This window comes from Pseudomonas sp. AOB-7, from assembly GCF_003696305.1.
Taxonomy (GTDB): Bacteria; Pseudomonadota; Gammaproteobacteria; order Pseudomonadales; family Pseudomonadaceae; genus Aquipseudomonas.
The window spans coordinates 37,879-61,589 of sequence record NZ_RFFK01000017.1 but is presented as its reverse complement, the minus strand read 5'-3'; the positions used below and the strand labels follow the sequence as shown (position 1 = coordinate 61,589).

Here is a 23,711-nt window from a genome sequence, read left to right as displayed (position 1 = left end):
GTCTGGGGTTTCTTCTTTGCGCCGGGAAAGCTTTGCGAGCAAAGCTCGCTCCACAGCTCCTACAGGCAGAGCCGCCTGGAGGAGACATTATGCGTTTTGATCCACGAATGACTAACTGCCGCGTGCTAGACTCGCGCGCTTTCGTTCTGTGGTGATTGTCCTTCGTGCCCCACGCTGCCCTTGCCCATCCGCCGCGCTGGCTGACCTGCGCCCAGCTGCATCCGCAGCCGACCGCCGGGGTGCGCGACTGGCTGTTCAACCGGGACTCGTTGACCCGCCGCCTCACCGCGCTGTCGCATGACGGTTTCTCCGTTACCCCGCTGGACGAGGGCTGGCAGCGCCTGCGCAGCGACGAGTGCGCCGCGCTCGGCGTCGCCGAGGGCAGCCAGGGCTGGGTGCGCGAGGTGTACCTGCGCGGCCACGGCCAGCCCTGGGTATTCGCCCGCAGCGTCGCCGCGCGTAGCGTGCTGGAAGGCTCCGGGCTGAACCTGGCCGAGTTGGGCAGCCGTTCGCTCGGCGAGCTGCTGTTCAGCGATCGCGCCTTCGACCGCGGCGAGCTGCAGGCCTGTCGCTATCCCGCTGCCTGGCTGCCGCAAGAGGCGCGCGCCGAGCGTCTGTGGGCGCGGCGCTCCTGTTTTAGTCGCGGGCCCTTGGGGGTACTGGTGGCCGAGGTGTTTTTACCGCAATTCTGGGCCGCAGCTGCTATCGAGCCTTAGGCCGGGGCAGGCACAGCGGTACCCATCACCTGCATAGCCATGATGGGTTACGCCGTTACGCGCCTAACCCATCCTACACATCGCTCCCTTATACTCCGCGCAACCTCCACGGAGACGCTTCGATGTACACCCGCCTGTTGCAATCGACCACCCGCCTGCACCCGCGCGCCTGGGACTTCATCCAGCTGATGCGCCTGGACAAGCCGATCGGCATCTACCTGCTGCTGTGGCCGACGCTGTGGGCGCTGTGGGTGGCGGCCGAAGGCGTGCCCAGCGCGAAGAACCTGTTCGTCTTCGTCGTTGGCGTGATCCTGATGCGCGCCGCCGGCTGCGTGATCAACGACTACGCCGACCGTAACTTCGACGGCCACGTCAGCCGCACCCGGGCGCGCCCGCTGGCCAGCGGCAAGATCCAGCCGCGCGAGGCGCTGATCCTGTTCGCCGTGCTGGTGGCGCTGAGCTTCGGCCTGGTGCTGCTGACCAACGCCGCGACCGTCTGGCTGTCGTTCGGCGGCCTGGCCCTGGCGGCCTGCTACCCCTTTATGAAGCGCTACACCTTCTACCCCCAGGTGGTGCTCGGCGCGGCCTTCTCCTGGGGCATGCCGATGGCCTTCACCGCCGAGACCGGCAGCCTGCCGCCCGAGGCCTGGCTGCTGTACATCGCCAACCTGCTGTGGACCGTGGCCTACGACACCTACTACGCCATGGCCGATCGCGAGGACGACCTGAAGATCGGGGTCAAGTCCACTGCCATCCTGTTCGGCGACGCCGACCGCCTTATTATCGCCACCCTGCAGGGCCTGGCGCTGCTCTGCCTGCTGCTGGCCGGCGCGCGTTTCGAGCTGGGGCTCTGCTTCCACGTCGGCCTGTTGGTCGCCGCCGCCTGCTTCGCCTGGGAGTACCACGCCACGCGCAACCGCAAGCCGATGGCCTGCTTCAACGCCTTCCTGCACAACCACTGGGCGGGGCTGGCGATCTTCGTCGGCATAGTGCTGGACTACGCCTGGCGCTGAAGCAGGCCGCGCACCTGTCATATCGCTGCAATAATTCCGTTATCTAATGCGGCGCAGACAGATGAACGAACCGAGGCGGTACCCATGGTTGGCAAGAACATCCTGATCGTCGACGACGAAGCACCGATCCGCGAGATGATCGCGGTGGCCCTGGAGATGGCCGGCTACGAGTGCCTGGAGGCGGAGAACACCCAGCAGGCCCATGCCGTCATCGTCGACCGCAAACCCGACCTGATCCTGCTCGACTGGATGCTGCCCGGCACCAGCGGCATCGAGCTGGCCCGCCGCCTCAAGCGCGACGAGCTGACCTGCGACATTCCGATCATCATGCTCACCGCCAAGGGCGAAGAGGACAACAAGATCCAGGGTCTGGAAGTCGGCGCCGACGACTACATCACCAAGCCCTTCTCCCCGCGCGAGCTGGTCGCCCGCCTCAAGGCCGTGCTGCGCCGCGCCGGGCCCAGCGACAGCGAGGCGCCGATCGAGGTTGGCGGCCTGCTGCTCGACCCCATCAGCCACCGCGTCACCATCGACGGCAAGCCGGCCGAGATGGGCCCCACCGAATACCGCCTGCTGCAGTTCTTCATGACCCACCAGGAGCGGGCCTATACCCGCGGCCAGCTGCTCGATCAGGTCTGGGGCGGCAACGTCTACGTCGAGGAACGCACCGTCGACGTGCATATCCGCCGTCTGCGCAAGGCCCTCGGTGATGCCTACGAAAACCTGGTACAAACCGTGCGCGGCACTGGCTATCGTTTCTCCACCAAAGGCTGAGAAGCTGTTTACGATCTGCTGCGCGTCGGCCCTGCTGCGTTGAAAACAGGTTCGGCAGGCCGCTAGCGGCCAACGCACTTTAGTGCGGCCCCGTAGGGGGCGAACGTAGTGAGTAATGCTCATGTACAAAAGTACAGTCGCCCGCGACTCCGACCGTTCCTCACCTGCTTTCGCCTTGCATGGCTCTAGCTCGCGAGATCGTAAATCAGCTTCTGCGGGTTCGCTCTTCTCACAAGGATGCGCTCCATCGTGAACCAAGACTGGCGTGGCGCTGTGGTGCGTCGCCTGCTGCTGCTGATCGGCGCCTGCTTGCTGCTGGGCCTGGTCACCGGCGAATATGCCTGGGCCCTGGCCGCCGGCCTGGCTATCCACCTGGGCTGGACCCTCAGCCAGCTGCTGCGCCTGCACAAGTGGCTGCGCGAGCACAAACCCGACGAGCCGCCGCCGGACGGCTACGGCCTTTGGGGCGAGGTGTTCGACAGCATCTATCACCTGCAGCGGCGCAACGAGAAGGCGCGCGGCCGTCTGCAGGCGGTGATCGACCGCGTGCAGGAGTCCACCGCGGCGCTCAAGGACGCGGTGGTGATGCTCGACAGCCAGGGCAACCTGGAGTGGTGGAACCGCGCCGCCGAGACCCTGCTGGGCCTGAAGACGCCGCAGGACAGCGGCCAGCCCATCGCCAACCTGGTGCGCGACCCGCGTTTCAAGGACTACTTCGAGCGCGGCAACTATGCCGAGGCGCTGGAGATTCCCTCGCCGGTCAACGACCGCCGTCGTTTGCAATTCCATATCACCCAGTACGGCAACCGCGAGCACCTGCTGCTGGTGCGCGACGTCACCCGCCTGCATCAGCTGGAGCAGATGCGCAAGGACTTCGTCGCCAACGTCTCCCACGAGCTGCGCACGCCGCTGACGGTGATCGCCGGTTACCTGGAGACCCTGCTGGACAACGTCGAGGCGGTCAATCCGCGCTGGCTGCGGGCGCTGCAGCAGATGCAGCAGCAGGGCGCGCGCATGCAGACGCTGCTCAACGACCTGCTCTTGTTGGCCAAGCTGGAGGCCACCGACTACCCCTCGGACAACCAGCCGGTGGCGGTCGACCTGCTGCTGCTGTCGATCAAGAACGACGCCCAGGCGCTGTCCGGCGAGCAGCACCATCGCATCAGCCTGGAAGCCGACCCGCACCTCAGGCTCAAGGGCAGCGAGGCGGAGTTGCGCAGCGCCTTCTCCAACCTGGTGTTCAATGCGGTGAAGTACACCCCGGCCGGCGGCGAGATTCGCATCCGCTGGCAGGGCGACGAGCAGGGCGCGCACCTCAGCGTGCAGGACACCGGCATGGGCATCGAGGCCAAGCACCTGCCGCGGCTGACCGAGCGCTTCTACCGGGTCGACTCCAGCCGTGCCAGCAACACCGGCGGTACTGGCCTCGGCCTGGCCATCGTCAAGCACGTGCTGCTGCGCCATCGCGGCAATCTGGCGATCGTCAGCGTGCCGGGCAAGGGCAGTACCTTCACCTGTCATTTCGCCCCGGCGCAGGTGGTGCAGCGCGTCCGCTGAGGCCGCCTCGGCTCTTGCAAAGCGTCGCGCCAGCCCCCACCCTCTAGCGGTCATTGGCCAACCCGAATCCCCATGGACCCTTCCACGAGCCTCTCCGTTTCCACCTACTTCGCCGACTTCGGCCTCGTCCTGTTCGCCCTGTTTCTGGTCCTGCTCAACGGCTTCTTCGTCGCCGCCGAGTTCGCCATCGTCCGCCTGCGCGCCACCAAGGTCGACGCCCTGGCCGAGGCGCACGGCTGGCGCGGGCATATCCTGCGCACCGTGCACAACCAGATGGACGCCTACCTGTCGGCCTGTCAGCTGGGCATCACCCTGGCCTCGCTGGGCCTGGGCTGGGTCGGCGAGCCGGCCTTCGCCCACCTGCTCGAGCCGCTGCTCGGCGCCCTGGGCGTGGAGTCGCCTAAGCTGGTGCACGGCATCGCCTTCTTCACCGCGTTCTCGATCATTTCCTACCTGCACATAGTGGTCGGCGAGCTGGCGCCCAAGTCCTGGGCGATCCGCAAGCCCGAGCTGCTTTCGCTGTGGACGGCGGCGCCGCTGTACGCCTTCTACTGGCTGATGTACCCGGCGATCTTCGTCCTCAACGCCAGCGCCAACGCCATCCTGCGCGTCGCCGGCCAGGGCGAGCCGGGGCCGCACCACGAGCACCACTACAGCCGCGACGAGCTCAAGCTGATCCTCCACTCCAGCCGCGCCAGCGCGCCCAGCGACCAGGACATGCGCGTGCTGGCCTCGGCGGTGGAGCTCGGTGAGCTGGAAGTGGTGGACTGGGCCAACTCGCGCGAGGACCTGGTGTACCTGGAGCTCAACGCCAGCCTCGACCAGGTGTTCGCCACCTTCCGCCGGCACAAGTACAGCCGCTACCCGATCTTCGACGAGAGCAAGGGCGAGTTCGTCGGCGTGCTGCATATCAAGGACCTGCTGCTGCACCTGTCGCTGCTGGAGATGCTGCCCTCGGCGCTCAAGCTGGGCGAACTGATGCATCCGCTGGAGCGGGTCAACCGGCACATGCCGCTGTCGCAGCTGCTCGAACAGTTCCGCCAGGGTGGCGCGCACTTCGCCCTGGTCGAGGAGGCCGACGGCAAGGTGATCGGCTACCTGACCATGGAGGACGTGCTCGAGGCCCTGGTCGGCGATATCCAGGACGAGCACCGCAAGGCCGAGCGCGGCATCCTCGCCTACCAGCCGGGCAAGCTGCTGGTGCGCGGCGACACGCCGCTGGCCAAGGTCGAGCGCCTGCTCGGCGTCGACCTCGACCACATCGAGGCCGAGACCCTGGCCGGGCTGATCTACGACTACCTCAAGCGCATGCCCGAGGAGGAAGAGGTGCTGGAAACCGACGGCCTGCGCATCATCGTCAAGAAGATGAAGGGGCCCAAGGTGGTGCTGGCCAAGGTGCTCAAGCTCGACTGACGCCTGGCCGTGGCGCGCCGATGCCGCGCAACGCCGGGCGGCAGCGGCGCAGCAGCAGGACCAGGGTCACGGCGTACAGGCCGATCACCGTCAGGCCCACCCAGTGGATCTCGAACGGGGTGAACTTGAAGGCCAGCACCAGGGCGCCGAGCAGGGTGAAGTGGCAGGCCAGGAAGCGCCCGCGGCCCAGGCGCTGCACGCTGAGGCCGAGGTTGTCGCTGTACAGGCGCACCAGCGAATCCACCGAGTTGATCACGAAGATCACCCCCACGGCGAGCATCGCCAGCTTCCACAGCGGGGCGATGGCGATGTTCTCGGCGAAATGGTGGTGCAGCACGGCGAACCAGATCGCCAGCGGAATCGACGGGATGATCAGCAGCGCCAGCAGCAGCTGGTAGGTCTTCAGGCCGCCGACGAAGCGCGAGACGAACTGGCCGACCATGATGCTCCAGGCGAACCACCAGAACAGGTAGAAGGCGTGGTAGTCGCTCAGCGGCAGGACGAAGCGCGGCAGCTCGGCGAAGTAGCCGCTGCCGATGGCCGCCGCTGCCGCGGCGAAATGTTCGGGGCCGACCCCGCCGACCAGCGCCATGGCCAGGATCAGGGCGAAGAACAGCCAGGTGGAGGCGACGCTGAGGATCTTCAGGTAGCGGATATCGGTGCTGGAGTAGATCGCCGCCAGGAGGATCGCCACCACCGTCAGGTACTGCCAGGCCTCGCCGACCTCGGGGGCGTACCAGGCGATATTGACCAGGAACAGGTAGGCGGTGAAGGCGCAGGTGGCGACTATCACCAGGTTGTTCACCAGCTTCACCGGACGCAGCTCGAACAGTTTGACCTTGGGTTCGATCACGCAGAAGTAGAAGGTGGTGATGAAGTACAGCAGCCAGACCAGGAAGCCCCAGAAGCCGAAGGCCACCGCCAGCGGGTTGGAGAACTGGTAGGGCGCCTCGCTGGCGTACACCGGGAATTCGGTGAGCGGGAAGATGATCAGGCCCATGTCCAGGCCCGAGGTGAAGAGGATGGCGAGGAAGGTGAACAGCCCCACCGGCTCGCTGCCGGTGCAGCGTAGCCGGCCCCAGCGCAGCAGCACCCAGAAGGTCAGAGCGAGGAGGGCGAGGATCGCCGCGGAGAGAATCGCGTTCATCGGTGCGTGGCCTCGTGCTTTCTTGTTGGAATCGCCCGGTTTTCCCCGGGAGGCCCTGGATACTGCTTCAACCCTGGCCCGCGGACATATCCGAGGGCGTCACGTTGCGTACCGATTACGGCCATGCGGCGCCCCAACCTCCGTCTGGAGGGGGCGCCGCGCGCTTGGCTGGCGAACCCTATCTGGAGTAGGGTCGGTGTGAGCGGGCGCGGAAGGAGAGGGCGATGCGCAAGTGGCAATGCGTGGTCTGCGGTTTCATCTATGACGAGGCCGAGGGCCTGCCCGAAGAGGGCATAGATCCCGGCACGGCCTGGGAGGACATCCCCGCCGACTGGGTATGCCCGGACTGCGGCGTGGGCAAGACGGATTTCGAGATGATCGAAGTGTCCTGAGCGGCGCGGTTTCTTTCACTGGATCAATGGCGACGGCCCGCGGGCCGTCGCGTCGTATGCGAAGCGAGGAGTTGTGAACATGAGTGCACCTGTGGTGATCGTCGGCACCGGCCTGGCCGGCTACAACCTGGCCAAGGAGTGGCGCAAGCTGGACGGCGATACGCCGCTGCTGCTGATCACCGCCGACGACGGGCGCTCCTACTCCAAGCCGATGCTGTCCACCGGCTTCGGCAAGAACAAGGACGCCGACGGCCTGGCCATGGCCGAGGTGGGCGCCATGGCCGAGCAGCTCAAGGCCGAGATCCGCACCCACACCCGCATCACCGGCATCGACCCGGAGCACCAGCGCCTGTGGATCGGCGAGGAAGCCGTGGCCTATCGCGACCTGGTGCTGGCCTGGGGCGCCGAGCCGATCCGCGTGCCGGTGGAAGGCGACGCGCAGGACGCCATCTACCCGATCAACGACCTGGAGGACTACGCACGCTTTCGCGCGGCGGCGGCCGGCAAGCACCGCGTGCTGCTGCTCGGCGCCGGCCTGATCGGCTGCGAGTTCGCCAACGACCTCAGCGCCGGCGGCTATCAGGTCGAGCTGGTGGCGCCCTGCGAGCAGGTCATGCCCGGCCTGCTGCACCCGGCCGCCGCGGCGGCGGTGCAGGCCGGCCTGGAAAGCCTCGGCGCGCGTTTCCATCTCGGCCCGGTGCTGGCCAGCCTCAACCACAAGGGTGAGGTGCTGCAGGCGCTGCTGTCCGACGGCAGCCTGATCGACTGCGACCTGGTGGTGTCCGCCGTCGGCCTGCGCCCGCGCATCGAGCTGGCCGCCGCCGCCGGCCTGGCGGTGGGCCGCGGGGTAGTGGTCGACCGCCGGCTGCAGACCTCCCACGCCCATATCTATGCCCTCGGCGACTGCGCCGAGGTGGACGGCCTCAACCTGCTCTACGTGATGCCGCTGATGGCCTGCGCCCGCGCCCTGGCCAAGACCCTGGCCGGCGAGCCGACGGCGGTCAGCTATGGCCCCATGCCGGTGACGGTGAAGACCCCGGTGTGCCCGCTGGTGGTGTCGCCGCCGCCGCGCGGCAGCCAGGGCGAGTGGACGGTGGAAGGCAGCGGCGGCGATATCAAGGCGCTGTGCCGCGACGCCGCGGGCAGCCTGCTGGGCTACGCCCTGACCGGCAGCGCCGTGCAGGAAAAACTGGCGCTGAACCGGGAGCTGCCGGCGCTGTTGGCATGATTGCCGGCGGTTCTGTCGGATACGCCACGAAAATGCCCGGCCAAAGTGTCGGACGAGACTGGCGCAGTGCGATGCGGCATGCCATTCTCCCTGGGGTCTGCCGCAGCGCAGAGCTGTTGCGGCGCCTTGGGCGCTGTTCTGGAAGGACAGCACGGACACAACAACAAAAAACCGTCAAAGAGGCATCTATGCGTAAACCGGAACTCGCCGCCGCCATCGCCGAAAAGGCTGATCTGACCAAGGATCAGGCCAATCGTGTACTCAACGCCGTACTGGAAGAAATCACCGGTGCACTGAACCGCAAGGACAGTGTGACCCTGGTGGGCTTCGGTACCTTCGTCCAGCGCCACCGTGGCGCCCGCACCGGGAAGAACCCGCAAACCGGTCAGCCGGTCAAGATCAAGGCCAGCAACACCGTCGCCTTCAAACCGGGCAAGTCCCTGAAAGACGCGGTCAACTGAGCCTGTCGCCCGGAGCCGCTCGGCTCCGGGCCTCTCCCGTCTGGGTGCGTACGACGCAGCCGGCGCCTTCAGCGTCCCCACCGTGCTTTTGGCAGGCTGTAGTCCTGCAAGAAAACCACTACAATGCGCGGCCATCATCTTCGATAATTGGGGCCTGTGCATGAAATTCCGTTTTCTCCTGTGGATGCTGGGCCGCCTCATGGCCAAGGCCAGTCGCGACAACCCGGCGTTTCGTCAGCAGCTCGAAGGCCGCGATATGGTGTTCCAGCTGCATACCCTGGACGGCAAGGTGGCGCGCCACTTCATCGTCGCGGGCCAGCGCATCAGCAGCAAGCGCGGCCCGGCCAGTCAGCCCGCTTTCGCCATCGGCTTCAAGGATGCCGCCTATGGTTTCGCCACCATGACCGCGAAGAACAAGCAGCTGGCCTTCATGCAGGGCATCCAGAACAAGGACATCCAGATCCAGGGCAACCCGGCGCTGGTGATGTGGTTCCAGGGGCTGACCAAGCACCTGACACCGAAGAAGAAGGTCGATTCGGCGAAAAAGGCCGCCTGATCCCCAGTTGCGCGCGCCGTCGCTGGTCGGCGCGCCGCGCTTTGGTTAGGCTGCCCGGCAAGTCCCAGTGGAAAGCCTGGCCATGCGTCTGATCGTCCTGCCCCTCCTGCTGTTGGCGGCCGCCTCGCTGCGGGCCGAGCCGGCCTCTCCCCACGCGCTGTTGCCGTTGTTCGAACTGGCCGGTATCCATCTGCTCTGCGAGCAGAGCGCGCCCTTGCTGCAACGCGGCCAGGAGCCGGCCGAGCAGCAGCGCCTGGGGCAGCTGTTCGCCGGCCCGGCGCTGTGCCTGGAGCTGGCCAAGCGGGTCAGCGCCCAGCTCGATGCCGCGCAGCTGGCGCAGGCCCGCGAGCGCCTCGACAGCCCGCTGGCGCGGCGTTTCACCGCCGCCGAACGGGCGGTCGGCGAGCAGCCGCAGGGCCTGGTCGAGTATCGCCAGCGCCTGGCCGCGCAGCCGCCGCGCGGTGTGCGCCTGGAACTGGTCAAGCGTCTGGATGCGGCGGCGCACACCACGGTGCTGGCCAGCCTGCTGCGTTACGAGGTGGGCAAGACCCAGGCGCTGCTGGCGCTGCGCGCGCGCGGCGAGAACCTCGACGAGGCCGAGCTGCAGGCGCAGACCCAAGCCCAGGCCGCGGCCATTCGCCAGTCCAGCGCGCAGGCGGTGGAATCCTTCATGCTCTATGCCTACCGGCAGATGCCCAGCGAGCAGTTGGCCGAGTATGCCGCGCTGTACGAGCACGCCAGCGTCAACCGCCTGCTCGCCGCCAGCGTGGCGGCGGTACCGCAGCTGTTCGGCGAACGCCGCGAGCAATTGCGCCAGGCGCGCTAGGCGGAGCAAGCCTCGGAAGCGTCGGGCGGAGCGCTGCGCGCGCCCCGTTGGGCTTCGCTGCGCTCAGCGCCAAGCTACGCGCGCCCGTGCATGACCCCACGAGCAGCGCGCGGGTGGCGTCGGCTCAGTGCGGATGCTGGAACTGCGCCGCCAGTTCGCGCAGCGCCACTTCGGCGGCCAGCACCTTGCTCACCGCGTCGTCGGCCTTTTCCCGGCTCAGGCCCAGGGCCTCGAACAGTTCATCGGGAATCTCTTCCTGCGGTCCGGCGCCGATGCCGCGGTTGCGCAGCAGGCGCACGGCCAGGCACACCAGGTTGGCGAAGGCGGCGTGATCGCCGGCGTAGCTGGGGTCGTGCTGGAAGCGCAGGGCGCAGGCCAGTTCCTCGGGCATGTCCCAGTGGCGCATCAGCCAGGCGCCGATCTGTTCGCGGGTGATGCCCAGCAGGTGCTGCTCGATATGGCTGGCCGGCAGGTGCGGGTTGACCTCCAGGTGCCGGCAGATCAGCGAGAAATGCGGCGGGAACACGTGCGCCAGGACCAGGTAGCCGAAGTTGTGCAGCAGCCCGGCGAGGTAGGTCAGGCCGGCTTCCGGGCGCTGCGCACGGGGCATGGCGCGGGTCAGGCCCTCGATCACCGCGGCGCTGTAGATCGCCTGCTGCCAGTAGGGCGTGGCGTGCTGCGGCTGGTCCTTGGGCAGGCTGAGGGTCTTGCCCAGGGCCAGGCCGAGCGCCAGGTTGATCACCAGGTCGAAGCCCAGCACGCGGACGATGGCGTCCTCCACCGAGCGGATCTTGCCCGGCGCGGCGTAGTAGGGCGAGGCGGCCCAGCTGACCACCTGGGCGGCCAGCGCGGGGTCGGTCTCGACCACGCCGGTGATGTCGTCCACCGTGGCGTCGGGGTCGACGCGCAGCTTGATGATCTTCTGCGCGGTCTCCGGCAGCGGCGGAATCTCGATGGTTTCCTCCAGGCGCTGCTGGATGCGCCGCGCGGTGAAGGCCTGCACCGCCTGGGTGATCTCGGCGCGGTCGTCGTCGGGGCGGTCGAGGTTCGGCCTGATCGCGCTCAGCGGCTCGCCGAAGCGCGCTGCGCTGGCCTTGCTCAGCAGCGTCTTGTAGGCCTCGGTGGGAATCTCCAGCAGCACGCCGGGCTGGCCGGATTCCACCAGCAGGCTGGGCACCTGCAGCAGGCGCTCGTCGTACAGGCAGGGCGAGCTGGTCAGCGGTGGCAGGCCGGGCAATAGCGCCAGGTTGTGCTTGCCGAGCATGCGCTCCAGCCGCTCCGGCTTGACCGCGGTGAGCTGGCGCCCGGTGAGTTCGGCCAGGCGGCCGAGGTCGAGCAGCTGGCTGCGCGGGTAGAGCACCAGCAGGGCGCCCACGGCATCCTCCAGCAGCACCGCCTGCAGTCGGGCGGCGGCCGGCAGGCCGGGGCGCTCGGCGCAGACCCGGTAGGGCACGGCGAGCTTGTCCAGCAGCTGCAGGATCACCGCGGGCGGCTGCGGATGGGCGTTGGGGGCGAGGGCGGCTTCAGTCATTTCGGGTATCCGGCGGTGGCGCATGTGCCCCGGAGTATAACCAGCGGGCATCGACGCGAAGGTTCGGGGCGACGGTCGCCCTGTGATTCAGTTCACACTTGACCGTATTGTTGGCCGTGACGCAACCAGCGTTCCAGCAACGGCGCGACATGCTGCGGCCAGCGCTCCAGCAGGGCGGCGGCGGCGTCGCGCACGGCCGGCAGCAGGTCGGCGTCGCGCATCAGGTCGGCCACCTTGAACTGCAGCAGACCGGTCTGGCGGGTGCCGAGCATCTCGCCCGGTCCGCGCAGCTCCAGGTCCTTCTCGGCGATGACGAAACCGTCGGTGGTCTCGCGCATGATGCCCAAGCGTTCGCGGCCCAGTTGCGACAGCGGCGCGTGGTAGAGCAGCACGCAGTGGCTGGCGGCGCTGCCGCGACCGACCCGCCCGCGCAGCTGGTGCAGTTGCGCCAAGCCCAATCTTTCCGGGTTCTCGATAATCATCAGGCTGGCATTGGGCACGTCGACGCCCACCTCGATCACCGTGGTGGCCACCAGCAGCTGCAGCCGGCCCAGCTTGAATTCGTCCATCACCGCGGCCTTCTCGGCCGGTTTCATGCGCCCGTGGATCAACCCCACGCGCAGCTCGCCCAGCGCACTGGAGAGCTCCTCGAAGCTGGTCTCGGCGGCCTGGCAGGTGAGTTCCTCGGATTCCTCGATCAGGGTGCACACCCAGTAGGCCTGGCGCCCCTGCTGGCAGGCACTGCGCACGCGCTCGACCACCTCGTCGCGGCGGCTGTCGGCGATCACCAGGGTGTTGACCGGGGTGCGCCCCGGCGGCAGCTCGTCGAGGATCGAGGTGTCCAGGTCGGCGTAGGCGCTCATCGCCAGCGTGCGCGGGATGGGTGTGGCGGTCATGATCAGCTGGTGCGGGCAGAGCCGGCCGTCGATGCCCTTCCGGCGCAGGGCCAGGCGCTGCTGCACGCCGAAGCGGTGCTGCTCGTCGATGATCACCAGCGCCAGGCGCTTGAACCGTACTTCGTCCTGGAACAGCGCATGGGTGCCGACCACCATCGGGCAGCCCGCGGCTATCTGTTCCAGCGCGGCCGCGCGGGCCTTGCCCTTGAGCTTGCCGGCCAGCCAGGCGACGTCCAGGCCGAGCGGCGCCAGCCACTTGCTGAAGTTGAGAAAGTGCTGCTCGGCGAGAATCTCGGTCGGCGCCATCAGCGCCACCTGATAGCCGGCCTCCAGCGCCTGCAGCGCGGCCAGGGCGGCGACCACTGTCTTGCCGGCGCCGACGTCGCCCTGCACCAGGCGCAGCATGGGTTCGCTTTGCGCCAGGTCGTAGGCGATCTCGGCGCCGACCCGCTGCTGCGCGCCGGTGGGGGCGAAACCGAGGTTGGCGAGGTACTGCTGTGGCAGTCTTTTCGCCGGCGGCAGGGCCGGCGCCTGCTGCGCGCGCACCTGCTCGCGCAGGCGTTGCAGCGACAGCTGGTGGGTCAGCAGCTCCTCGAAGGCCAGCCGGTGCTGGGCCCAGTGGCGGCCCTCGGCGAGCTCCTCGACATCGGCGTCCGGCGGTGGCCGGTGCAGGTAGCGGATGGCATCGCTCAGCGGCGCCAGGCGGTAGTCGCGGGCCAGCTCGTCGGGCAGCCAGTCCGGCAGGCTGTGCGGGCCGAGGCGGGCCAGGGCCAGTTGGCTCAGGCTGCGCAGGCGCTGCTGGGTGAGGCCCTCGGTGGTCGGGTAGATGGGCGTCAGGCTCTGTTCCACCGGGGCCGGCTCGTCGCCGCTCTGCGCGCGGTATTCCGGGTGGTAGATCTCCAGGCCGGTGGCGCCGGGGCGTACTTCACCGTAGCAGCGCAGCGCGGTGCCGCGCTTGAGGCCGTCGCGCTGCGCCTGGCTGAAGTGGAAGAAACGCAGGCTCAGCGTGCCGCTGCCGTCCTGCAGACGCACCAGCAGGCTGCGGCGCCGGCCCATGACCACGTCGGCACCGGCGACGATGCCTTCGACCACCGCATCCTGCCCCGGTCGCAACGCGCCGATGGGGGTGATGCGGGTGCGATCCTGATAGCGCAGCGGCAGGTGGAACAGCACGTCCTGCAGGTTTTCCAGGCCGACCTTGGCCAGCTTCTCGGCCAGGGCCGCACCCACGCCCTTGAGCGCGGTGACGGAAACCGTCGCCAACTCGGTCATGCTGCGACCTCAGGCGCTCTTGGCCTGCGGGTTGCGGGCGACCGAGCAGAGGCGGATGGAGTCGGCCAGCACTTCGATGGCGTTGGGCCGCGGGAAGCTGGCGCGCCAGGCGATGGCCACGGTGCGGAAGGGTACCGGCGCGCTGAGCGGACGCACCTCGATCACGCCGGGCGCGTAGTGGTGGCTGTCCACCGCGGAGAACGGCAGGATCGACACGCCGAGGCCGGAGGCGACCATATGGCGGATGGTCTCCAGCGAGCTGGATTCCACCGTGGTGTGCTTGCCGTGGTCGTCGCCGCCCTTGCGCAGGGTCGGGCAGGCCTCCAGCACCTGGTCGCGGAAGCAGTGGCCCTCGCCGAGCAGCAGCAGGCTCTTGTCGTTGAGCAGCTTGGTGTCGATGGTGTCCATCGCCGCCCAGGGGTGGCCGGCTGGCAGCAGGGCGTAGAACGGCTCGTCGTACAGCGGCTTGGTCAGCACATCGGCTTCCTGGAACGGCAGGGCGATGATGATGGCGTCCAGCTCGCCGGTGCGCAGCTTGTCGCGCAGGATATGGGTGAAGTTTTCCTCGATATACAGCGGCATGTCCGGGGCGACCCGGTGCAGCTGCGGAATCAGGTGGGGGAACAGGTAGGGGCCGACGGTGTAGATGGCGCCGATCTTCAGCGGTGCGGCCAGCTGGTTCTTGCCGGCCTGGGCCAGTTCGCGGATACCCTGGGCCTGCTCCAGCACCTTCTGCGCCTGGGTGACGATGCCCTCGCCGACCGGCGTCAGGCGTACCGCGCTCTTGCTGCGCTCGAAGATCAGCACGCCGAGCTCGTCCTCCAGCTTCTTCACCCCGACCGACAGGGTCGGCTGGCTGACGTGGCAGCGCTCGGCGGCGCGGCCGAAGTGCTGTTCCTGGGCGAGGGTGACGATATAGCGCAGTTCGGTGAGGGTCATAGTGTTTATCCATTAAGTTGCCGACAAGCATAGCCTTTGCATACGAATGAACCAACCGGGCCAACAGGCTGTTTAAAAACTATCTGCGTTGTCATCGCTGCGTTAAAAACAGGCTCAAAATGCTCATTTACAGCTCGTAAACTCCGTTTTTTCGTCTGTTTTTGCCTTGCGCTGACTGCCTCGCCGACGTTTTTAAACGGCCTGTTACACTGCGCCTTCGCACAAATCTCGGGGAGAAAAGCATGTCCGCATGCAACAGCCTGCTGATCGCCGGGTGCGGCGACGTCGGCACCCGTCTCGGCCTGCGCCTGGCCGAAGTCGGTTGGCGGGTGCACGGCCTGCGCCGTACGGTGGCGCAGTTGCCCGCCGCCATCGCGCCGGTGGCCGGCGATCTGCACGCAGACGCCTGCCCGGCGGCCTGGCCGCAGGGCGAGCTGGATTACCTGGTGTATTGCGCGGCGGCCAGCCAGCACGACGAGGCCGGCTATCGCGCCGCCTATGTCGACGGCCTGCGCCACGTGCTGGCCTGGCTGGCGCAGCACGGCCAACGCCCGCGGCGCATCCTGTTCGCCTCCAGCAGCGGGGTATACGGGCAGCAGCAGGGCGAGTGGGTCGACGAGGATTCGCCGGCCGAGGCGCAGAGCTATTCGGCGCGGATCATGCGCGAGGCCGAGCAACTGGCACTGGGCAGCGGCCTGCCGGCCAGCGTGGTGCGCCTGACCGGCCTCTACGGCCCTGGCCGCGAGTGGCTGCTGAGCCAGGTGCGCGGCGGTTATCGGGCCAGCGAGACGCCGCCGCTGTACGGCAATCGCATTCATGTCGATGACGCAGCGGGGCTGTTCGCCACGCTGCTGCAGGCGGACGCCGCGGGTGCGCCCTTGGCCGACTGCTACCTGGGCGTCGACGACGAGCCGGCGCCGCTGCACGAGGTGGTGGCCTGGCTGCGCGGGCAACTGGGCGTCAGCCACTGGAGCGACGAGCAGCGCGTGCGCCGCGCCGGCAGCAAGCGCTGCAGCAACGCCCGCGCCCGCGCACTGGGCTGGGCGCCGCAGTACCCGAGCTACCGCGAGGGCTATGCGGCGATTCTGGCGGGGCGCTAGATGGACGCCAATCGCCTGCTGGCCAAGCCCTGGCTGCCGGGTGTGGAGCTGTTCCATGCCGACTTCTCCGGGCAGGCGTTCGGCCGCCACAGTCACGATGCCTTCGCCGTCGGCGCCATTCTGGCGGGCGTCGGCGGCTACCAGTGCCGTGGTCAGCGCCATGCCCTGCCGGCCGGTACCCTGTCGCTGATGAATCCCGAGGAGCCGCACACCGGCCACGCCGAATCGCCGCGGCTGGTCTACCGCATGCTCTATATCGAGGAGGCGCGGCTGCCGGCGCTGCTCGGGCGCAAGCGCCTGCCCGATGGCTTTCGCAGCCTCAATCCGACCGACGACGGTCAGGTCGCCGCGGGTCTGGCGCGTCTGGCGCAGGAGTTCGAGCGCGGCGACGCGCTGGCGCTGGAGAGCGAGTTGCTGGCCGTGCTGGAACTGGTGTTCGTCCGCCATGGCGGCCTGCGCGCGGCGCGCCCGGCGCCGCGCGACGGCGGAGTGACGGCCTTCGTGCGCGACTACCTGGAGGCGCACTATGCCGAAGCGGTCAGCCTGGAGCAGTTGGCCGGGCTGGTGCAGCGCCATCCGCGTCACCTGATCGAAGCCTTTCGCCGCGCCTATGGCGTACCGCCGCACACCTACCTGCTGCAGCGCCGCGTGCGCGAAGCCAAACGCCTGCTGCTGAGCGAGCAGGCGCCGCTGGCGGTGGCGCTGAGCCTGGGTTTCTACGATCAGGCGCATTTTGCCGGGACCTTCAAGCGTTTTACCGGCGTCACCCCCGGCCAGTTCCGGCGCGGCGCGGTGACCTGAGTTTTCTCCAAGACTCCGGCGCAGAGCCCTCGGGAAACTGATCGCCCTGTTCGCCGGAGGTCGCTTTCGATGTCTGCCTTGTTCGTGCTGGTGGCCAGCACCCATTTCGCCGCCCTGCTGTCGCCGGGGCCGGACTTCTTGCTGCTGATTCGCACCGCCCTCGGCGACGGCCGGCGTCAGGCCGATGGTTGCGCCGCCGGTATCGCCCTGGCCAATCTGCTGAGCATGCTGCTGGTGTTGCTCGCCCTGGGCCTGTTGCCGGGGCAGGGTGGTGGCTTCTGGCGGGGGCTGCAGGCGCTGGGCGGCGCCTACTTCGCCTGGATCGGCCTGCAGGCCTTGCTGTCGCGGCGTGAGCTGCACCTGCCATCGGGCCAGCAGGCGGCGGCCGGCAGCTGGTGGCGCGGGCTGCGCCAAGGGCTGCTGGCCAGCAGCCTCAATCCCAAGCTGCCGCTGTTCTATGCCGGGTTGTTCGGCGTACTGCGCGAGGCGGCCATGCCGGTCTGGGGGCTGGTCCTGGCCATGGCCTGGATGACCCTGGTGGTCTGGCTGTGGGATCTGGCGCTGGTGCGCCTGCTCGGCCGGCGACGCTGGCGGGGCTGGCTGCAGCGTCGGGTACGCTGGCTGGACCGCGGCTGCGGGGCGCTGCTGCTGGCGCTGGGGAGCTGGCTGCTGCTGGGCGCTTTGCGCTGAAGGGGGGGCGGCTGGTGCGGATGCAATCCGGCAATTGCCTGCCGCCACAGTCCCGGATCGCATCCGGGCTAGGTGGCAGCCAGCTTGCCGGCGATCGCCGCGACGCCGCTCAGCGCCGCCTGAGCAGCCAGCGCTGCGGGCCGGGCTGGTACTCGGGCATCTCGTCGAACTGGGCGCGGTTGTGCGCCTCGAAGATGCGCAGCTGGTCGCCCTCGTGGACGAACAGCCAGGGGCTGCCCTGGTCGCCTGCCTGCAGCCACAGGCTGTCGTGCTCGCCGCTCATCGCCGCGCAGTCGCCGGCCAGGCACAGGGCGAAGCGTTCGGCGCCGGGCAGGCCCTGGACCTGGCCGTCGGCGGCGAAACGCACCAGGCCGCCCTGGCCCAGGCCCTCGGCGATCAGCCAGTCGCCGCCGAGGTAGTCGCGGTACAGCGCCTGCTCGAAGCTGCTGCCCAGCGGCGCGCCGTTGCTCTGGCCGGCACTGCGGGCGAAGCGCTGCTCCGGCCAGTAGCCGCTGGCCACCTGGGTCAGCTGGCCGCCGTGCAGGCTCAGCTGCTCCTGGTAGTCGCCGTAGAAGGTCACCTGCCAGCGCCCGTCGCCGGCCGCCTGCAGGCGCCCTTCGGCCAGTTCGAAACCGTTGCTGTAGCTGGCCTGCTGGCGCTCGGGGTCGATCTGCCATTCCAGGTTCGGCCCGTAGGCCAGCAGCGCCTCGCGCAGGCGGCCGCTTTCGCGCGCGGCGTCGATGGCCGCCTGGTTGATCCAGGTGCCGCTCGGGTCGTTGCTCGGGGTGCCGGCGCAGCCGACCAGCAGGGCGCTGCACAGCAGCAGGGAAAGCAGGCGCATGGCGGTCTCCATGCCGGGCGGGAAGAGAGGGCGGGGCAGCGGGCCCCGCCGCAGGACTTACTCGAGAACCAGAATAGCGTCCATTTCCACCTGCGCGCCGCGCGGCAGGGCGGCCACGCCGATGGCGGCACGGGCCGGGTAGGGCTGCTCGAAGTAGCGGCCCATGACTTCGTTGACCTTGGCGAAGTGGGAGAGGTCGGTGAGGAAGATGTTCAGCTTGACGATGTCCTTGAACGAGCCGCCGGCGGCTTCGGCCACCGCCTTGAGGTTCTCGAACACCTGCACGGTCTGCGCCTCGAAGCCTTCGACCAGCTCCATGCTGACCGGGTCCAGCGGGATCTGTCCGGACATGTAGAGGGTGTTGCCGGCCTTGATCGCCTGGGAGTAGGTGCCGATGGCGGCCGGGGCCTTGTCGCTGGTGATGACGGTCTTGCTCATGAATCGCTCCTTGGAAAAGGCAGCTTCAAGCCATGGGCCTCGAGCTGCAAGTAAAGGCGGCTGTCAGGCTACAGGCTGCAAATGGCAGGCTCAAGAAACCGGCTGGTGCTTGTCGCTTGCAGCTTGAAATTTGTCGCTGGCGCTAGGCGCGCACCCGGGTGATACGCATCACGCCCTTGATCGCGCGCAGCTTCTTGATCACCCGGGCCAGGTGCACGCGGTCATGCACGCTGACCACCAGTTGCACCACGCTGATGCGGCCGTCGCGTTCGTCCATGCTGATCTTCTCGATGTTGCCGTCGGCGGCGTTGACGCTGCTGGCCAACAGGGCGATCAGGCCGCGCTGGTGCTCCAGCTCGACGCGCAGTTCGACGTTGAACTCGCCGGTGACATCCTTGGCCCAGTTGAGCTGGATGCATTTCTCCGGGTTGTGGCGGATATCGACGATGTTGCGGCAGCTTTCCATGTGCACCACCATGCCCTTGCCGGCCGACAGGTGGCCGACGATGGGATCGCCTGGGATAGGTGTGCAGCATTTGGCGTAGCTCAGCACCAGGCCCTCGGTGCCGCGAATGGCCAGCGGCCCCTCGCTGCTCGGCAGGGTCTCGTCGCCACTTTCGGCCAGCAGGCGGCGGGCCACCACGTAGGCCATGCGGTTGCCCAGGCCGATGTCTTCGAGCAGGTCCTCGATGACCTCCTGGCGGTACTCGCCGAGCACGGCCTGCACACGCTCGGGGGCGATCTTCTCCAGGTGCGTGTCGAAGCTGGCCAGCACCTTGTTCAGCAGGCGCTCGCCGAGGCTGATGGATTCCGAGCGGCGCTGCTGCTTGAGGGCGTGGCGGATATGGGTGCGTGCCTTGCCGGTGACCACGAAGTTGAGCCAGGCCGGGTTGGGCCGCGCGCCCGGTGCGGTGACGATTTCCACCGTCGAGCCGCTCTCCAGCGCCTGCGACAGCGGCGCCAGGCGGCGGTTGATGCGGCAGGCGATGCAGGTGTTGCCGACGTCGGTGTGCACCGCGTAGGCGAAGTCGACCGCGGTGGAGCCCTTCGGCAGCTCCATGATGCGGCCCTTGGGCGTGAACACGTAGACCTCGTCGGGGAACAGGTCGATCTTCACGCTCTCGATAAATTCCAGCGAGTTGCCGGCGCGCTGCTGCAGCTCCAGCACGCCCTTGACCCACTGCCGTGCCCGGGCGTGGTTGCCCTTGGGCGTTTCGTCCTCGTTGGACTTGTACAGCCAGTGCGCGGCGATGCCGTTGTTGGCCATCTCCTCCATCTCGCGGGTGCGAATCTGGATCTCGATGGGCACGCCGTGCATGCCGAACAGCGTGGTGTGCAGCGACTGGTAGCCGTTGGCCTTGGGAATCGCGATGTAGTCCTTGAAGCGGCCGGGCAGGGGCTTGTACAGGTTGTGCACGGCGCCGAGCACGCGGTAGCAGGTGTCGACCTTGTCGACGATGATGCGGAAGGCGTAGACGTCCATGATCTCGTTGAACGCCCGGCGCTTGCCGCGCATCTTCTGGTAGATGCTGTAGAGGTGCTTCTCGCGGCCGAGCACCTCGCCCTCCATGCCTTCGCGCTGCAGGCAGGCCTTGATCGACTCCTCGATCTTGTTGACGATTTCCTTGCGGTTGCCCCGAGCGCGGCGCACGGCGGCGCGGATGCGCTCGGAGCGCATCGGGTGCATGGCCTTGAAGCCCAGATCCTCGAACTCCACGCGCATGGCGTGCATGCCCAGGCGGTTGGCGATGGGCGCGTAGATTTCCAGGGTTTCCTTGGCGATGCGCCGGCTTTTCTCGTGCGGCATGGCATCGAGGGTGCGCATGTTGTGCAGGCGGTCGGCGAGCTTGACCAGGATCACGCGGATGTCGCGGGCCATGGCCATGGCCATCTTCTGGAAGTTCTCGGCCTGCGCCTCGGCCTTGGTCTCGAAGTTCATCTGGGTCAGCTTGCTGACCCCGTCGACCAGTTCGGCCACGGTCTCGCCGAACTGCGCGTTGAGCGCTTCCTTGGCGATGCCGGTGTCTTCGATGACGTCGTGCAGCATGGCGGCCATCAGGCTCTGATGGTCCATGTGCATGTCGGCGAGAATGCTGGCCACGGCCAGCGGGTGGGTCACGTAGGCTTCGCCGCTGCGGCGGCGCTGGCCATCGTGCGCCTGTTCGGCGTAGAAGTAGGCGCGGCGGACCAGGTTGACCTGGTCGTGGCCGAGGTAGGCCGAAAGTCGGTCGGCGAGAGCGTCTATGCCAGCCATGGGAGGTTCCCCCGTTGGCAGCCGTGGCTCTGCGCCGCGCGACTTCGACCCGGCTTCATCGGTTTACAGAGGCTCGTTGGCCTCTTCCTCGAAGGCGGCGAACAGCGGTTCTTCTTCGACGATGTCTTCCTGGGCGACCACTTCGTAGTCCACCAGGCCGGCGGCGATTTCGCGCAGGGCGACGACGGTGGGCTTGTCGTTTTCCCAGGCCACTTTCGGCTCTTTGCCGCCGGTGGCCAGCTGGCGCGAACGCTTGGTCGCGAGCATGACCAGTTCGAAGCGGTTATCAACGTTGTCCAGGCAATCTTCGACGGTAACGCGAGCCATGGTGTTCCTCGTAACTTGTGCGGATAGGCTTGGCCCGAGCGGGCGAGCGGACTGAATAGTCTAAAAAATCACCAGCGACAATGGAAGCGCTGATTTTCTGCGGCGCCACCGTCAGGCGGCGCGCGCCGGGTCAGGCCAGCAACTCGCTGAGCAGACCGGCGTGGCGCTGCTGCTGGGTTTCCTGGCGCAACTGGTTGCTGCGGAAAATCGCCTTGAGGTCGCTCAGGGCGTGGGCGAAATCGTCGTTGATCACCAGGTAGTCGTACTCGACGTAGTGGCTCATCTCGCTGACCGCCTCGCGCATGCGCCGCTCGATGATCTCGCCGCTGTCCTGGCCACGGTTGGTCAGGCGGTGGCGCAGCGCTTCCTGAGTCGGCGGCAGGATGAAGATGGATTTGGCCTGCGGCATCAGCCGGCGCACCTGCTGCGCGCCCTGCCAGTCGATTTCCAGGATCAGGTCGAAGCCCGCGGCCAGGGTCTGCTCGACCCAGCGCTGCGAGGTGCCGTAGAGGTTGTCGAAGACCTGAGCATGCTCGAGGAACTCGCTGCGCTCGAGCATGGCGTTGAACTGGGCGTGGTCGACGAAGTGGTAGTTGACTCCGTCCTGCTCGCCCGGACGCATGGCGCGGGTGGTGTGCGACACCGACACGCGAATCTGCGCCTCGCTGTCGATCAGCGCCTTGACCAGGCTGGTCTTGCCGGCGCCGGAGGGCGCGGAAACGATATAGAGGGTACCGGTGGTGACGGTCATGGATGCTTCCCGGAAAACGTTATGCGAAGCCTAGCAGCGGCTTACTCGATGTTCTGTACCTGTTCGCGCATCTGCTCGATCAGGACTTTCAAATTGACCGCGGCCTGGGTGCTGCGCGTATCGAACGCCTTGGAGCCGAGGGTGTTGGCCTCGCGGTTGAGTTCCTGCATGAGGAAATCCAGGCGCCGGCCGGCGGCGCCGCCGGCCTTGAGCACCCGGCGCACCTCACTGACGTGGGTACTCAGGCGATCCAGTTCCTCGGCGACGTCGCTCTTCTGCGCCAGCAGCACCAGCTCCTGCTCCAGGCGCTGCGGGTCGAGTTCGGCCTGCAGTTCGGCGAAACGGGTCTCGATCTTGGCGCGCTGAGCGGCGAGCATCTGCGGCACCAGCTCGCGCAATGCGGCGACCTCGGCGAGGATGGCGTCCAGGCGCTCACCCAATAGCTTGGCCAGTTCGGCGCCTTCGCGGGCGCGGCCGGCCTTGAGCTCGCCCAGCGCCTGGTCGAACAGCGCCAGGGCGGCGGCATTCAGCGCCTGCGGGTCGGCGGCGTCGGCCACCAGCACGCCGGGCCAGCCCAGCACTTCCAGCGGGTTGAGCGGCGCCGGTTGCTGGATCAGCGCGGCGACCTGCTCGGCGGCGGCGATCAGTTGGCGGGCGCGCTCGCCGTCGACCTGCAGCGGCTTGCCGGCATTGTCCTCGGCGAAGCGCAGGGTGCATTCCACCTTGCCGCGCGACAGGCTCTGGCGCAGGGCTTCGCGCACCGCGCCTTCGAGGTCGCGGAAGGCGTCTGGCAGGCGCAGGTGCGGTTCCAGGTAACGGTGGTTGACCGAGCGCAGCTCCCAGCTCAGGGTGCCGTGCGCGGTTGCCTGCTCGCAGCGGGCGAAGGCCGTCATGCTGTGAACCATGGGGTACCTCTCGGAAAGTCGGCTCGAAAGGCGGGCGATTGTAGCGCAGTGCGTCGGCCCTACCCAATTCGGCATGTCGCCTGTGCCGCCGGGCCCCTATAATGCGGGCAGATTTCACTCAAGAAGTAGGTATTGTCCCGATGAAACGTCCCAGTGGCCGCGCCGCCGATCAGTTGCGCTCGATTCGCATCACCCGCAACTACACCAAGCACGCCGAGGGTTCGGTACTGGTGGAGTTCGGCGACACCAAGGTGATCTGCACGGTCAGCGTCGAGTCCGGCGTGCCGCGTTTCCTCAAGGGCCAGGGCCAGGGCTGGCTGACCGCCGAGTACGGCATGCTGCCGCGCGCCACCGGCGAGCGTAACCAGCGCGAAGCCAGCCGCGGCAAGCAGGGCGGGCGCACCCTGGAGATCCAGCGGCTGATCGGCCGTTCGCTGCGCGCCGCGCTGGACATGAGCAAGCTGGGCGAGAACACCCTGTACGTCGACTGTGACGTGATCCAGGCTGACGGCGGCACCCGCACCGCCTCGATCACCGGCGCCATGGTCGCCCTGATCGACGCGCTGAAGGTGCTGAAGAAGCGCGGCGCACTCAAGGGCGAGCCGCTCAAGCAGATGATCGCCGCGGTGTCGGTGGGCATCTACCAGGGCGAGCCGGTGCTCGATCTGGACTACCTGGAAGACTCCGCCGCCGAGACCGACCTCAACGTGGTGATGACCAATGCCGGCGGTTTCATCGAGGTGCAGGGCACCGCCGAAGGCGCGCCGTTCCAGCCGCACGAGTTCAACGCCATGCTGGCCCTGGCGCAGAAGGGCATGAGCGAGCTGTTCGAACTGCAGCAGGCGGCGCTGGCCGACTGACCTTTTCCCCGAGCAAGGAGCAC

The 23,711-nt window shown here is 67.8% G+C and carries 24 protein-coding genes; 14 read left to right on the top strand and 10 right to left on the bottom strand.

Features of this window, described 5'->3' with window-relative positions; genetic code table 11:
- Positions 1 to 164: 164 nt before the first annotated feature.
- From EA796_RS21290 to EA796_RS21270, 5 genes are all read left to right on the top strand, one after another.
- Positions 165 to 716 (top strand): chorismate lyase, encoded by a 552-nt coding sequence (locus EA796_RS21290; RefSeq protein WP_122110069.1) that lies wholly within the window; start codon positions 165 to 167, stop codon positions 714 to 716.
- Positions 717 to 838: 122 nt separating this feature from the next.
- Positions 839 to 1,729: a 4-hydroxybenzoate octaprenyltransferase gene (ubiA, locus tag EA796_RS21285; RefSeq protein ID WP_122110067.1), complete on the top strand. Its 891-nt coding sequence runs from the start codon at positions 839 to 841 to the stop codon at positions 1,727 to 1,729.
- Between the two features lie 84 nt (positions 1,730 to 1,813).
- Positions 1,814 to 2,503, top strand: a complete 690-nt coding sequence (phoB, locus tag EA796_RS21280) for a phosphate regulon transcriptional regulator PhoB (protein WP_003464641.1) — start codon at positions 1,814 to 1,816, stop codon at positions 2,501 to 2,503.
- 237 nt (positions 2,504 to 2,740) lie between these two features.
- A complete protein-coding gene (phoR, locus tag EA796_RS21275; protein WP_122110066.1) occupies positions 2,741 to 4,060 on the top strand; it encodes a phosphate regulon sensor histidine kinase PhoR in 1,320 nt (439 codons plus the stop codon).
- Positions 4,061 to 4,132: 72 nt separating this feature from the next.
- Positions 4,133 to 5,473, top strand: a complete 1,341-nt coding sequence (locus EA796_RS21270; protein WP_122110065.1) for a hemolysin family protein — start codon at positions 4,133 to 4,135, stop codon at positions 5,471 to 5,473.
- Here the strand turns inward: EA796_RS21270 and EA796_RS21265 are convergent.
- Positions 5,460 to 6,620, bottom strand: a complete 1,161-nt coding sequence (locus EA796_RS21265; RefSeq protein ID WP_122110064.1) for a BCCT family transporter — start codon at positions 6,618 to 6,620, stop codon at positions 5,460 to 5,462. The genes EA796_RS21270 and EA796_RS21265 overlap by 14 nt on opposite strands.
- Before the next feature lie 224 nt (positions 6,621 to 6,844).
- Here EA796_RS21265 and rd point away from each other — a divergent pair, with 224 nt between their 5' ends.
- The 5 genes from rd (at position 6,845) to EA796_RS21240 (ending at position 10,083) form a co-directional block, all read left to right on the top strand.
- Positions 6,845 to 7,012 (top strand): rubredoxin, encoded by a 168-nt coding sequence (gene rd, locus EA796_RS21260; protein WP_122110063.1) that lies wholly within the window; start codon positions 6,845 to 6,847, stop codon positions 7,010 to 7,012.
- Between the two features lie 79 nt (positions 7,013 to 7,091).
- The gene (locus tag EA796_RS21255) at positions 7,092 to 8,240 is read left to right on the top strand and encodes an NAD(P)/FAD-dependent oxidoreductase (RefSeq protein WP_122110062.1); all 1,149 of its coding nucleotides are present in this window, start codon (positions 7,092 to 7,094) and stop codon (positions 8,238 to 8,240) included.
- Positions 8,241 to 8,428: 188 nt separating this feature from the next.
- Positions 8,429 to 8,701: an HU family DNA-binding protein gene (locus EA796_RS21250; RefSeq protein WP_003242571.1), complete on the top strand. Its 273-nt coding sequence runs from the start codon at positions 8,429 to 8,431 to the stop codon at positions 8,699 to 8,701.
- A 160-nt stretch (positions 8,702 to 8,861) separates the two neighbouring features.
- Positions 8,862 to 9,257 (top strand): helicase, encoded by a 396-nt coding sequence (locus tag EA796_RS21245; protein WP_122110061.1) that lies wholly within the window; start codon positions 8,862 to 8,864, stop codon positions 9,255 to 9,257.
- Positions 9,258 to 9,339: 82 nt separating this feature from the next.
- Entirely contained in the window at positions 9,340 to 10,083 is a 744-nt protein-coding gene (locus EA796_RS21240) for a hypothetical protein (RefSeq protein ID WP_178082591.1), read from the top strand.
- A gap of 124 nt (positions 10,084 to 10,207) precedes the next feature.
- Here EA796_RS21240 and EA796_RS21235 read toward each other — a convergent pair whose 3' ends face one another.
- From EA796_RS21235 to EA796_RS21225, 3 genes are all read right to left on the bottom strand, one after another.
- Entirely contained in the window at positions 10,208 to 11,614 is a 1,407-nt protein-coding gene (locus EA796_RS21235) for an aminoacyl-tRNA deacylase and HDOD domain-containing protein (protein ID WP_122110059.1), read from the bottom strand.
- Positions 11,615 to 11,706: 92 nt separating this feature from the next.
- Positions 11,707 to 13,782 carry an ATP-dependent DNA helicase RecG gene (gene recG, locus EA796_RS21230; RefSeq protein ID WP_021444297.1) on the bottom strand — a complete coding sequence of 692 codons (2,076 nt, stop codon included), beginning with the start codon at positions 13,780 to 13,782 and terminating at the stop codon, positions 11,707 to 11,709.
- Between the two features lie 9 nt (positions 13,783 to 13,791).
- Entirely contained in the window at positions 13,792 to 14,721 is a 930-nt protein-coding gene (locus EA796_RS21225; RefSeq protein WP_021444296.1) for a hydrogen peroxide-inducible genes activator, read from the bottom strand.
- A 242-nt stretch (positions 14,722 to 14,963) separates the two neighbouring features.
- On the opposite strand from EA796_RS21225, the gene EA796_RS21215 reads away from it, so the two are divergent.
- From EA796_RS21215 to EA796_RS21205, 3 genes are all read left to right on the top strand, one after another.
- Positions 14,964 to 15,821 carry an NAD-dependent epimerase/dehydratase family protein gene (locus tag EA796_RS21215; RefSeq protein WP_122110058.1) on the top strand — a complete coding sequence of 286 codons (858 nt, stop codon included), beginning with the start codon at positions 14,964 to 14,966 and terminating at the stop codon, positions 15,819 to 15,821.
- Positions 15,822 to 16,622 carry an AraC family transcriptional regulator gene (locus tag EA796_RS21210; RefSeq protein WP_122110057.1) on the top strand — a complete coding sequence of 267 codons (801 nt, stop codon included), beginning with the start codon at positions 15,822 to 15,824 and terminating at the stop codon, positions 16,620 to 16,622.
- A 69-nt stretch (positions 16,623 to 16,691) separates the two neighbouring features.
- The gene (locus tag EA796_RS21205) at positions 16,692 to 17,312 is read left to right on the top strand and encodes a LysE family translocator (protein ID WP_122110056.1); all 621 of its coding nucleotides are present in this window, start codon (positions 16,692 to 16,694) and stop codon (positions 17,310 to 17,312) included.
- Positions 17,313 to 17,421: 109 nt separating this feature from the next.
- On the opposite strand, the gene EA796_RS21200 is transcribed toward EA796_RS21205, so the two are convergent.
- The 6 genes from EA796_RS21200 to EA796_RS21175 all read right to left on the bottom strand — a co-directional run bounded on the left by EA796_RS21200 (position 17,422) and on the right by EA796_RS21175 (position 22,828).
- Positions 17,422 to 18,153, bottom strand: coding sequence for a hypothetical protein (locus EA796_RS21200; RefSeq protein WP_122110055.1), 732 nt, complete (start codon positions 18,151 to 18,153; stop codon positions 17,422 to 17,424).
- A gap of 57 nt (positions 18,154 to 18,210) precedes the next feature.
- On the bottom strand, positions 18,211 to 18,591 hold the full coding sequence (locus tag EA796_RS21195; RefSeq protein ID WP_021446454.1) for a RidA family protein: 381 nt from the start codon (positions 18,589 to 18,591) through the stop codon (positions 18,211 to 18,213).
- Between the two features lie 142 nt (positions 18,592 to 18,733).
- A complete protein-coding gene (gene spoT / locus EA796_RS21190) occupies positions 18,734 to 20,845 on the bottom strand; it encodes a bifunctional GTP diphosphokinase/guanosine-3',5'-bis pyrophosphate 3'-pyrophosphohydrolase (protein ID WP_122110054.1) in 2,112 nt (703 codons plus the stop codon).
- A gap of 63 nt (positions 20,846 to 20,908) precedes the next feature.
- Positions 20,909 to 21,172 (bottom strand): DNA-directed RNA polymerase subunit omega, encoded by a 264-nt coding sequence (rpoZ, locus tag EA796_RS21185; protein WP_003242550.1) that lies wholly within the window; start codon positions 21,170 to 21,172, stop codon positions 20,909 to 20,911.
- A 130-nt stretch (positions 21,173 to 21,302) separates the two neighbouring features.
- The gene (gene gmk, locus EA796_RS21180) at positions 21,303 to 21,923 is read right to left on the bottom strand and encodes a guanylate kinase (protein ID WP_122110053.1); all 621 of its coding nucleotides are present in this window, start codon (positions 21,921 to 21,923) and stop codon (positions 21,303 to 21,305) included.
- 41 nt (positions 21,924 to 21,964) lie between these two features.
- Positions 21,965 to 22,828: a YicC/YloC family endoribonuclease gene (locus tag EA796_RS21175; protein ID WP_122110052.1), complete on the bottom strand. Its 864-nt coding sequence runs from the start codon at positions 22,826 to 22,828 to the stop codon at positions 21,965 to 21,967.
- 140 nt (positions 22,829 to 22,968) lie between these two features.
- On the opposite strand from EA796_RS21175, the gene rph reads away from it, so the two are divergent.
- Complete coding sequence (gene rph, locus EA796_RS21170) at positions 22,969 to 23,688, top strand: ribonuclease PH (RefSeq protein ID WP_122110051.1); 720 nt, start codon at positions 22,969 to 22,971, stop codon at positions 23,686 to 23,688.
- Positions 23,689 to 23,711 lie beyond the last annotated feature (23 nt).

Bases quoted from the DNA above. Each gene is read 5' to 3' on its own strand.
- ubiA (WP_122110067.1), top strand. From the start codon at position 839: ATGTACACCCGCCTGTTGCAATCGACCACCCGCCTGCACCCGCGCGCC.
- phoB (WP_003464641.1), top strand. From the start codon at position 1,814: ATGGTTGGCAAGAACATCCTGATCGTCGACGACGAAGCACCGATCCGC.
- phoR (WP_122110066.1), top strand. From the start codon at position 2,741: ATGCGCTCCATCGTGAACCAAGACTGGCGTGGCGCTGTGGTGCGTCGC.
- EA796_RS21270 (WP_122110065.1), top strand. From the start codon at position 4,133: ATGGACCCTTCCACGAGCCTCTCCGTTTCCACCTACTTCGCCGACTTC.
- EA796_RS21265 (WP_122110064.1), bottom strand. From the start codon at position 6,620: ATGAACGCGATTCTCTCCGCGGCGATCCTCGCCCTCCTCGCTCTGACC.
- rd (WP_122110063.1), top strand. From the start codon at position 6,845: ATGCGCAAGTGGCAATGCGTGGTCTGCGGTTTCATCTATGACGAGGCC.
- EA796_RS21255 (WP_122110062.1), top strand. From the start codon at position 7,092: ATGAGTGCACCTGTGGTGATCGTCGGCACCGGCCTGGCCGGCTACAAC.
- EA796_RS21250 (WP_003242571.1), top strand. From the start codon at position 8,429: ATGCGTAAACCGGAACTCGCCGCCGCCATCGCCGAAAAGGCTGATCTG.
- EA796_RS21245 (WP_122110061.1), top strand. From the start codon at position 8,862: ATGAAATTCCGTTTTCTCCTGTGGATGCTGGGCCGCCTCATGGCCAAG.
- EA796_RS21240 (WP_178082591.1), top strand. From the start codon at position 9,340: ATGCGTCTGATCGTCCTGCCCCTCCTGCTGTTGGCGGCCGCCTCGCTG.
- EA796_RS21235 (WP_122110059.1), bottom strand. From the start codon at position 11,614: ATGACTGAAGCCGCCCTCGCCCCCAACGCCCATCCGCAGCCGCCCGCG.
- recG (WP_021444297.1), bottom strand. From the start codon at position 13,782: ATGACCGAGTTGGCGACGGTTTCCGTCACCGCGCTCAAGGGCGTGGGT.
- EA796_RS21225 (WP_021444296.1), bottom strand. From the start codon at position 14,721: ATGACCCTCACCGAACTGCGCTATATCGTCACCCTCGCCCAGGAACAG.
- EA796_RS21215 (WP_122110058.1), top strand. From the start codon at position 14,964: ATGTCCGCATGCAACAGCCTGCTGATCGCCGGGTGCGGCGACGTCGGC.
- EA796_RS21210 (WP_122110057.1), top strand. From the start codon at position 15,822: ATGGACGCCAATCGCCTGCTGGCCAAGCCCTGGCTGCCGGGTGTGGAG.
- EA796_RS21205 (WP_122110056.1), top strand. From the start codon at position 16,692: ATGTCTGCCTTGTTCGTGCTGGTGGCCAGCACCCATTTCGCCGCCCTG.
- EA796_RS21200 (WP_122110055.1), bottom strand. From the start codon at position 18,153: ATGCGCCTGCTTTCCCTGCTGCTGTGCAGCGCCCTGCTGGTCGGCTGC.
- EA796_RS21195 (WP_021446454.1), bottom strand. From the start codon at position 18,591: ATGAGCAAGACCGTCATCACCAGCGACAAGGCCCCGGCCGCCATCGGC.
- spoT (WP_122110054.1), bottom strand. From the start codon at position 20,845: ATGGCTGGCATAGACGCTCTCGCCGACCGACTTTCGGCCTACCTCGGC.
- rpoZ (WP_003242550.1), bottom strand. From the start codon at position 21,172: ATGGCTCGCGTTACCGTCGAAGATTGCCTGGACAACGTTGATAACCGC.
- gmk (WP_122110053.1), bottom strand. From the start codon at position 21,923: ATGACCGTCACCACCGGTACCCTCTATATCGTTTCCGCGCCCTCCGGC.
- EA796_RS21175 (WP_122110052.1), bottom strand. From the start codon at position 22,828: ATGGTTCACAGCATGACGGCCTTCGCCCGCTGCGAGCAGGCAACCGCG.
- rph (WP_122110051.1), top strand. From the start codon at position 22,969: ATGAAACGTCCCAGTGGCCGCGCCGCCGATCAGTTGCGCTCGATTCGC.